This is a genomic window from Streptomyces sp. NPDC056160, from assembly GCF_042268205.1.
Taxonomy (GTDB): domain Bacteria; phylum Actinomycetota; class Actinomycetes; order Streptomycetales; family Streptomycetaceae; genus Streptomyces.
Window position 1 is genome coordinate 58,078 of sequence record NZ_JBHJUW010000041.1, and the last position, 7,261, is coordinate 65,338.

7 protein-coding genes are annotated in these 7,261 nt (G+C 69.5%); 2 read left to right on the forward strand and 5 right to left on the reverse strand.

Going from position 1 to position 7,261, the window contains the following annotated elements; genetic code table 11:
- Window positions 1-12 precede the first annotated feature (12 nt).
- The 5 genes from ACFC02_RS17555 to ACFC02_RS17575 all read right to left on the reverse strand — a co-directional run bounded on the left by ACFC02_RS17555 (window position 13) and on the right by ACFC02_RS17575 (window position 5,207).
- A complete protein-coding gene (locus ACFC02_RS17555; protein WP_376357453.1) occupies window positions 13-1,725 on the reverse strand; it encodes a relaxase/mobilization nuclease domain-containing protein in 1,713 nt (570 codons plus the stop codon).
- The gene (locus ACFC02_RS17560; protein ID WP_376357455.1) at window positions 1,722-2,372 is read right to left on the reverse strand and encodes a MobC family plasmid mobilization relaxosome protein; all 651 of its coding nucleotides are present in this window, start codon (window positions 2,370-2,372) and stop codon (window positions 1,722-1,724) included. The genes ACFC02_RS17555 and ACFC02_RS17560 overlap by 4 nt, the downstream gene beginning before the upstream one ends.
- 117 nt (window positions 2,373-2,489) lie before the next feature.
- Window positions 2,490-3,353: a DUF2637 domain-containing protein gene (locus ACFC02_RS17565; RefSeq protein ID WP_200420759.1), complete on the reverse strand. Its 864-nt coding sequence runs from the start codon at window positions 3,351-3,353 to the stop codon at window positions 2,490-2,492.
- A 221-nt stretch (window positions 3,354-3,574) separates the two neighbouring features.
- The gene (locus tag ACFC02_RS17570) at window positions 3,575-4,828 is read right to left on the reverse strand and encodes a DUF3631 domain-containing protein (RefSeq protein WP_376357457.1); all 1,254 of its coding nucleotides are present in this window, start codon (window positions 4,826-4,828) and stop codon (window positions 3,575-3,577) included.
- 136 nt (window positions 4,829-4,964) lie between these two features.
- A complete protein-coding gene (locus tag ACFC02_RS17575; protein WP_365169503.1) occupies window positions 4,965-5,207 on the reverse strand; it encodes a helix-turn-helix domain-containing protein in 243 nt (80 codons plus the stop codon).
- A gap of 468 nt (window positions 5,208-5,675) precedes the next feature.
- Between ACFC02_RS17575 and ACFC02_RS17580 the strand changes: the two genes are divergently transcribed.
- Both ACFC02_RS17580 and ACFC02_RS17585 read left to right on the forward strand, forming a co-directional pair.
- On the forward strand, window positions 5,676-5,957 hold the full coding sequence (locus tag ACFC02_RS17580) for a helix-turn-helix domain-containing protein (protein WP_376357459.1): 282 nt from the start codon (window positions 5,676-5,678) through the stop codon (window positions 5,955-5,957).
- A gap of 54 nt (window positions 5,958-6,011) precedes the next feature.
- Complete coding sequence (locus ACFC02_RS17585; RefSeq protein WP_376357461.1) at window positions 6,012-7,196, forward strand: tyrosine-type recombinase/integrase; 1,185 nt, start codon at window positions 6,012-6,014, stop codon at window positions 7,194-7,196.
- The last annotated feature ends 65 nt before the right edge of the window (window positions 7,197-7,261 follow it).

Sequence of the window (7,261 nt, forward strand, 5' to 3'; positions counted from 1 at the left end):
CCCCGGCCGGAATCACCGGTGCCGAGCAGGTGTCGTCTCACCAGGTTGTGACGGGCTCGACGGTGGGGTTTGGCCAGGCTGTGCCGGTCGTGTGGCCACACTCGTGCGGGCTTGGGCGGCTCGAGCTCGGGCGCTGGGGGCCTGCCGAGCGGCGAGGCGTTGGACGCGCCAGGTGAGAGTCCTGGCGGTGGAGCGGGCGTCGTCCAGGGTGCGCTGGCGGGCGGCGTGCTGGAGGAGCTGCTCGGGGTCGTGACCGGCGTTCTCGGCTTCGGTCAGGACGGCGGCCAGTGCCGGCCAGGCGGGGTCGTCGAAGACCTGCCGGGCGTGAGTCGGCACGATCATGAGGATCCGCTGGGCGTGTCGTTCCATGGTGCGGGCCGGTGGTGTGCGCTGGGCCAGGGCGGCCAGCGGCTCGGCGGCGGCTTGCTGGCAGGCGGCCTGCAGGTGGGCCAGGGTCTGATGGGCGGCGGCGACTTGCTGGTCGTGCCCGCGGGCCTGGTGCCAGCGGGCCGCGACGATGACGACGAGGACGGCGATGTCAAGGAACATCGCCAGCCCGGAGCCATCGCCTGTGACCGGCGCGGTACGCAGAGCGCGGACGGCACCCCGCAGGGCGCGGGCCTGGTCCTGCTGGGCGCGGATGCGGGAGCGGGTGGCGCGCTCGAAGGCGATTGCGGCCTGCTGCAGTTGTGGCCGCAGGTGGCTGGGGGCGAGCAGCGGCAGGATGTCGATGGCTTCGCCGAGGGCCGCGATGTGGGCCTGGGCGGCTTCGTCGTCGCCGTGGTCGAGGTGGTGGGGGATGCGCTCGGCTGCGGCGGTGGCCTGGTGCCAGGGGTCGGGTCTGCGCCGACTGCCCAGCTCCCTGGCGGGTGGGACGTCGATGGCGGTGAGGCGTGCGCGGATCTTGGGGAAGGAGAGGTCGGGGGCGAGTTTGGCGCCGGAGAACCAGATCGGCTCGCCGACGGCGTTGGTGTCGCCTTCCACGGCGACTTTGTAGCCGCGTACGTCGCCGGAGGGGAAGCGCTGGACGTCGACGAGGACGCCCTCGACACCGTCGAGCAGGCGGACGAACTCCTCCGGGCTGGTGGCGATGGACACCAGTTGACGGACGGTGGTGCGCAGGCGCTCGCGGGAGGTCTGGGTCTTGCCGGCGCGGCGGGCCTTTTCCGTCTCGGCGCGGGTGGGGCGCTTGGCGGCGGTGCGATCGCCGCGCACGACCCGCTGGAGCCCGTATTCCTTCTCGATGGCGGCGAGTTCCTTGTCGGCCTTCAGGTAGTCGTTCCAGTGGCGGGCGGCGCGCAGGTCACCGCGGACCTTGGTCGCGGCGATGTGGATGTGGTCGTCGGCGTGGCGGACAGCGACCCACCGGCACTTGTCGGGGTCGCCTTGTGGCGCGATGCCGGTGGCCGCCACAACGCGGCGCGCGATGTCCGCCCACTCGGCGTCCGTGAGGTGCCTGTCGCCGGGGGCGGCACGTACCGAGCAGTGCCACACGTGCCGCTCGGGCGCCCGGCCCAGTCGGCGGGCTTGCTTGACCCGCAGGTCGAGATCGGCCACGAGGCGCTTCTTTGTGGCCTCGAAGTCGTCGGCCCGGCCGGGGTCGGGAGCGAAGCCGTCCCAGGAGGCGACCAGGTGCGGGTCGGTATGGTCCTTGGCCTTCTTCGTGTCGAACAGGTACCGGATCAGGCCGGCGGTGGTCTTGCCGCCACCGATCTTGGCGATCACCGGGCCGCCTTCACGGAGACAGCGTGGTTCATGGTCTGCGCGATGTCGCCGATCGCCGCGCTGACAGCACCCAGCGTGCGCTCGGTCTGGGCGAGGACAGCGGTGTCCACAGGGTGTGGATTGCCTCCGGCGTTGAGGCGGTGCGCGATCTGGTTGACGTTGTTGCCGATGCGCGCGACCTCGGCACGCAGGGCGTCGAGCTTGTCGAGGCAGTCATCGAGCTGGGTGCGCTGCCCGGCCAGGCCCACAGTGAGGTCACCGTCGAGGTAGGCCATGATCACGGCGCCGACGAGATGAGCGCCGGCGATACCCATCTCTCCGGCGCGTGCGAGGATCCGGAACTTCTCCTCGACGCTGTAGCGGACGTCGACGCGTTGTTTGCGCTGGACGTCTTCGCGGGTGCGGCGGCGAGCGATGCGATGCAGGGTGACTTCGTCAGCGGGGGCGGCGGGTGACTGCTCGGCTGCGTCGGCGGGCGTGTCCGGCTCGGGCACCCCCTGGTGCCCGGGGTCCTCCGCCACCCCTGGGGCGGAGGTGTCCGCGTTGGACCGGCCCTTGGACGGTCCAACGCCATACCTTGCTGCGCTGGTGGCGGTTGTGATCATCGGCCGCTGGCTGGTGGCCAGTTCGTGGAGCGGGTCGTGCATTAAGTGCTACTCCGTGCGGGGTTGGGGAGGAGATCGCGCCGACGGTGGGCCGCTCGTCCCGGCTCTGGTCTGTGCGGGGACGAGCAGCACCGGATCGAGCGGGAGGGGGTGTGGGCCTCAGTGCGCGCCGATGGGGGCTTCGTCGGGCTCGGTCTGCCGTTGGCGGGCGGCTTGCTCGAGTTCGGCCTGCACCTGGTCCTTGATCTGGGTGAGGCGGTCCTTGCCGATGCGGTACCTCGCGGCCCGGATGGCCGCTTCGATGTTGCGGCGTGAGGCGCGACCTCCGCGTCCCAATGGTGCGGTGCGGGCAATGGCGAGCAGTTCGTCCGACGTGGCGTCGCGTTCGTGGCCCTCTGCCGCGGTGAGCAGCTTAGCGGGCTGCGGCACCTTGACGGCTGCCTCCGCCACATGGGGGCTGTCGGCCACGGCCACATCGGGCAACCTCTGCACTTGCTCCGGCAGGCGGGTGTCGTCTTCCGCATGAGCAGTCGGTTCGGCGTTGTGCGAGCCGTTGTGGCTGTGGCCGTGGGTGTTGTGGCTTGTTGTGGCGGCGGCCTCCTGGGCGCGGGGTGTGGGGTGGCGGCGGATGACGAGATCGAGGTGGACGGCGCCGGCCAGAGCGAGCGGGGCGATGGCAGACAGGGCGCCCACGGTGACATCGTCCAGGTGGAGTCCGGCAGTGCGGGCCTGCTGGTTGAGGCGCACGGCGTGCAGGGCGTTCGCCCAGATGCTGGTGACGGTGGCGAGGCCGACCAAAGCCCAGACGTACAGGCGCGAGCGCCAGGGTGCGGTGCGCAGGATGAGCAGGGCGGCGACGCCGATGGCGATGAACCCGTCGATCACGAGGGGAAAGGCGTAGGTGAGGACCCCGCGCACGTGGATGGCGACGGCCATCTGCCGCAGGGCGTCGTAGGAGAGGGCGAAGCCGATCGTGCCGACGAGGGCGACCCCGAGGCGGATCGCTACTGTCAGTACTGGCACGGAGGCTTGGGCGGTGCGTGAGGGCAAGCGTGGTACTCCGGAGGGAGACGGGTGCCATAGGCACGTGGCAGGGCTGCCGACGGGGAGTGCGGCGGACTCGTCGCACCCGTCGCATGCCTGCTCAGGACAGGTACGGGAGCTCGGCGTGATACGGGAGGACCCGTCACAGCTACCGGACCCGTCACGGGGGTGACCTGCGATGCGACGCGTGCGACGGGTGTTTACGGGTGTACGGCCGACCTGTGACGCGTGATCTCATCGCCGCTGCCGGGTGGCTGCTCCTCGGGGCAGTAGCGGGCCCAGGCGTCCGTGAACTGCCTGCGGGTGAATCCCCGGGCCTGCCGTCCGCCCTCGAAGCGGAGGACGGCCGCTTGGATGCCGAAGTCCTTCAGAATGATCCCCAAGTGGCGCGGGGTCAGACCAGTGTTGCGGTACTCGGCCCACGGAGCCTCCTGGTCCTTGAGTAGTTCCTCCAGCAGGTCCCGCGTGCGCACGGTGTCGGGATCTCCATAGCACCCGAAGACGCGGCGGATGTCCTTCAGCAGGCGCGTCTTCACATTGGACTCGTCGTCCTGGCCGACCTCGGCCGCGCACATCGCCACGCACGCTGCCCGTGCTCGCTCCGGCCAGGAGTCGCCTGCCAGTTCGGCGACGACCACCAGCGGCTCCCAGGTGTCCGCTGCCCGGTCCTGCACCGGCATCGGCGGCACCAGGTCCGCTGCGGTGTCCATCAGCGGGCGCAACCAGGCGGTCAGCCGGTCACGCAGGGCGTGCAGAGCAGGGATGTCGCGGCGGGAGCGGAACTGCTCCACCCGCTCGCCGTCCTTGCGACGCTGCATACGGATCACCACCGCCCGGTCCATCACTGTGTCCGGCAGGTCCCCGATGCCAGCGAGCGCGGCCATCGCGAAGGTGGGGAACGCCTGCGGCTTGTGCTCCGGGCCGGAGATCCGCAGGGCGGGCCGGTTGCGCTGGTGGCCGGCGTTGAGCAGGCCGCGCAGCTCCTCGTTCTTCTCTGCGGCCTTGATGCTGCCGAAGATCGTGTCGGCCTCGTCCACCAGCAGGGTGGGCGGATCGTCGCCGATCGCGCGGAAGACCACCGCCGGGCTGGTGTTGACCGTGATGAGCGGTTCACGCACGGTCTCCGTGATCACATCCAGAAGGCGGGATTTGCCGCACCGCTTCGCCGGCCCGACCACTGCGAGACGGGGCGCGTGCTGGAGCGCGGGCTGGATGTGCGTGGCTGCCACCCACAGCGTGACAGCGGTCAACGCGTCACTGCTCGGGAGGATCACGTACCGCGCGATCGCTTGCCGCAGCTCGTCCAGCAGCTGTGCGCCTTCGCCGACCTGCGCGGGCTCGTCGTCCTCGGTGGTGGAGTCTCTCGCAGTGGCAAGCTGGCCGGGGGCGGCGACGGGCGGCCAGGCGGATGTGGAGGATGCGGCGGGGGTGGCGGGAGACGTAGATTCGTCCACATGCGTTCCTTCCTGGTGGGCCGGACGGGCAAGGCCCGGCCCACCGATTCGATCGTTCAAGGGCGATGGGGCAGGGACTCTGCGGCTCTCGGCGGTGGCACGCCGAGGGCCGTTTCGCTGTCCCGGAAGGGCGGATTCAGGCCGTGAGGTCGTACGTGGAGTGGGCGTTCACCCAGGCGTCCACTTCGTGCCAGCGGTAGCGCAGGTGGCGGCCGACCTTGTGCACGTTGGGGCCGATGCCCCGGTACTTCCACTGGTAGAGGGTCTTCACCGGCACCCCGAGGTACGCGGCGACCTCCGCAGGGGTGGCAAGCGGGCCGCGCTGGCCAGCCGCAGCGGTGGCAGGGGCGCTGGTGTTGCGGGGGGAAGGGGTCGGCACAGGGCTCCTTTTCGGTCTTGGACAACGTGCCTGGACAACACAGCCACACCATCCAGAGAGAAGTCCAGAGTTGGTTCTGAAACTCTGTACTACTTCTCTCGGTGTGGCCGGCGAGACGAGAACAGTAAGGGTGGATCCCCGGTTGCCGAAATCGCTCCTGCGGAACATGAAATTTACTTGCGGCGAGGCGATCGGTAGAGGTGTCGGAATCCGATACCTCCGCAGCTCAGAGATAGCTCGGATCGGTCAGATGCCACTTGCTGAGCTCGCCGGATGGTTCGCCTGATACTTGCTCAAATCGCCCACTTTCGCGACGTGAAGGGAAGGTAGCACGGCGCCCACGACGAAACGGCTCGCGATGTGCCGGAATTCGATGAGAGGAACGCCACTCAGCCTCGGTACGACTTTTGTAGAGTTTAAGAACCAACTCTTGCCATAACGTCCGGCTGCAAGTTACAGCTAACTGTTATGGCAACCCGACCTGTAGAAATAGGGCCCGCCGGCCTTCACACCGCCCGCGCCATCGAGCACCTACGCCTCGTGCGCGGCCTGACCCAGCACCAACTCGCAGCCCGCTGCACCGCACTGGGCCGGCCGATGACCAACACCGCGCTCAGCCGCACCGAACGCGGCCGTCGCCGGTGCGACATCGACGACCTCGTCGCCATCGCCACCGCGCTCGGTACCCCTCCCACGACCCTGCTCCTGCCGCTCCCCTCGGCGTCCAGCGACGACCGAAGGGGGTGCTAGTTGGCGCGAGTCTGGATTGAGGACCGCATAGGGCACGCGGCGTATGCAGGGGCCGTGGCGAAGGCCAAGCGGGCGGGTCGTACGCCACCGGGGCGCTACCGCGTGCGCTGGTACGGCCCCGACGGCAAGCCGAAGATGAAGACCTTCGCCCGCAAGGTCGACGCCGAGATCGAGCGGACGAGGATGGAGTCCCGCCTCAATGACGGCTCCTACCGTGATCCTGCCGCCGCGCGCGTGCAATTCGCAGAGGTGGCGGAGTCCTGGCTGGCCGCGCAGATTCATCTCAAGCGTTCGACCCGGGGGCGCTATCGCGGCGTTCTTGACGTCCATGTGATCCCCAAGTGGGGCACCACTCCGCTGGACCGCATCCACTTCGAGGACATCGCCGAGTGGCTCGCGGACCTGCTGTCCGGCGAGGCGACCGGCGGCAGGAAGCTCAGCCCCCGCTCGGTCCGCAAGGCGTACGTCGTCCTCAGCCGCGTTCTCGGCTACGCGGTCAAGGCTCGTCGTCTGGCGGTCAACCCGGCTGTCGGCGTGCCCTTGCCGAAGGCGGCGCCGGCCGACCACGTGTACCTCGATGACATGCAGGTCGACGCGCTGGCCAACGCGTCAGGCGCCTACCGAGTGTTCATCCTGCTGCTGGCCTACACCGGCCTGCGCTGGGGCGAGGCGTCCGCCCTGAAGGTGGGCCGCGTCGACCTCGACGCCTGCCGGGCCCACATCGTCGAGGCATACGCCGAGGACAACGGCAAGCTCTACCTCGACACCCCCAAGAACCACGAGCGCCGGTCGGTACCGATCCCGCGGTTCCTGGCCGAGGAGCTGAAGCCGCACGTCCAGGGGCGGGGGGACGAGGAGTTGCTCTTCACCGCCCCGCAGAGCGGACCGCTGCGGGCCCGCAACTTCCGGCAGCGGTTCTTCGCACCGGCGGTTGTGAAGGCCGGGCTGGGGGACCTCAACGTCACCCCGCACAAGCTGCGGCACACGGCGGCGTCGCTGGCCATCGCGAGCGGTGCGGACGTCAACGTCGTACAGACGATGCTGGGCCATAAGTCCGCGACCCTGACGTTGGACACGTATGGCCATCTCTTCCCCGACCGCCTGGACGAGGTCTCGAAGAAGATGCACAAGCGCCGTTCCAAGCAACTGGCCAAGGCGAAGGCCAAGCTGGAGAAGGCGGAGAAGAAGGCCCGCAAGGCCGCCGAGGAGGTGGCCGCCCTGGAGGACGATGCAGCGTGATGTGGGTCTGATCCGTGCCGGGGAGCCGCAACACAAGGGGCCGCCCCACCGCGCTGAGCGGTGGC